Here is a 1220-nt window from a genome sequence, read left to right on the forward strand (position 1 = left end):
CGGCCGGCGCCCAAGCTCGTCTCGGCGGAGATGGTGGCGTCGATGAAGGCGGGCTCGGTCATCATCGATCTCGCGGTGGAGCGGGGCGGCAATGTCGAGGGCGCGGTGCCGGGCGAGGTGGTGACCACGGCGAACGGGGTGAGGATCGTCGGGCATCTCAACGTGCCGGGCCGTCTGGCGGCGACGGCGTCGCAGCTTTACGCGAAGAACCTGTACGCGTTCGTGGAAACGCTGGTGGACAAGGCGACGAAGAGCCTTGGCGTGAAGTGGGACGACGAACTGGTGAAGGCGACGCTGCTGACGCGGGACGGGGCGGTGGTGCATCCCGGCTTCGCGCCGGCGCAGGCGAGCGCGGCCTAGCGGCGGCGAGGCGGCGGGGCGAGGCGACGCAGCCGGTGCTGGGCGCGGACGGGGTCGATAGCGGGCTCCGTCCGGCGCCGGTCCTCGGCATTGACGGATATTGACGGGTCGGGGCCGTGCCGGGAGAGCGCGGCCGTCGGGCTCCCAGGGTTTCAGGGGAAGAGGAAATGGCCAATCCGGTAGCGGGCGATCCGATCGCCCAGAACGCGGTGGAAGGCGCGCGCCTGGCCGCGGAAGTGGCGCGGCAGGCGGCCGAGGCGGCGCAGGCCTATGCGCTGGAGGCGAGCCAGCATTATGCCGAGCTGGCGGGACAGGCCGTGCACGCGGTGTCGGGCGGGGCGATCGACCCGTTCGTGTTCCGTCTCGCCATCTTCGTGCTGGCGGTGTTCGTGGGCTATTACGTGGTGTGGTCGGTGACGCCGGCGCTGCACACGCCCTTGATGAGCGTGACCAACGCGATCTCCTCGGTGATCGTGGTGGGGGCGCTGCTGGCGGTGGGCGTGGACCTGACGGCGGAAGGCACGGGCTGGGCGCGGGGCTTCGGCTTTTTCGGGCTGGTGCTGGCCTCCGTGAACATTTTCGGCGGGTTCCTGGTGACCAGCCGGATGCTCGCCATGTACTCGAAGAAGAAGTGAGGGCGACGAGATGAACGCCAATATCGTCGCGCTGCTGTACCTCGTCTCGGGGGTGCTGTTCATCATGGCGCTGCGCGGGCTGTCGAGCCCCGCGACCTCGCGCCAGGGCAACCTGTTCGGCATGGTCGGCATGACCATCGCCATCCTGACGACGCTGGCGGCGTCGCCCCCGCACGGGTTCGGCGGCTGGGCGCTGCTGATCGGCGGGCTGGCCCTTGGCGGCGG

The 1220-nt window shown here is 70.2% G+C and carries 2 protein-coding genes and 1 pseudogene; all 3 read left to right on the forward strand.

Annotated elements, in window-relative coordinates; translation table 11 throughout:
* A pseudogene (locus tag QOZ99_RS22265) lies at window positions 1–360 on the forward strand (NAD(P)(+) transhydrogenase (Re/Si-specific) subunit alpha); the annotation flags it as partial.
* A gap of 167 nt (window positions 361–527) precedes the next feature.
* On the forward strand, window positions 528–995 hold the full coding sequence (locus QOZ99_RS22270; RefSeq protein WP_306892174.1) for a proton-translocating transhydrogenase family protein: 468 nt from the start codon (window positions 528–530) through the stop codon (window positions 993–995).
* A gap of 10 nt (window positions 996–1005) precedes the next feature.
* Window positions 1006–1220: NAD(P)(+) transhydrogenase (Re/Si-specific) subunit beta (locus QOZ99_RS22275; protein ID WP_306892175.1), on the forward strand; the 215-nt coding region annotated here is incomplete at its 3' end.

It is taken from the genome of Ancylobacter amanitiformis, assembly GCF_030814815.1.
Classification (GTDB): Bacteria; Pseudomonadota; Alphaproteobacteria; order Rhizobiales; family Xanthobacteraceae; genus Ancylobacter; species Ancylobacter amanitiformis.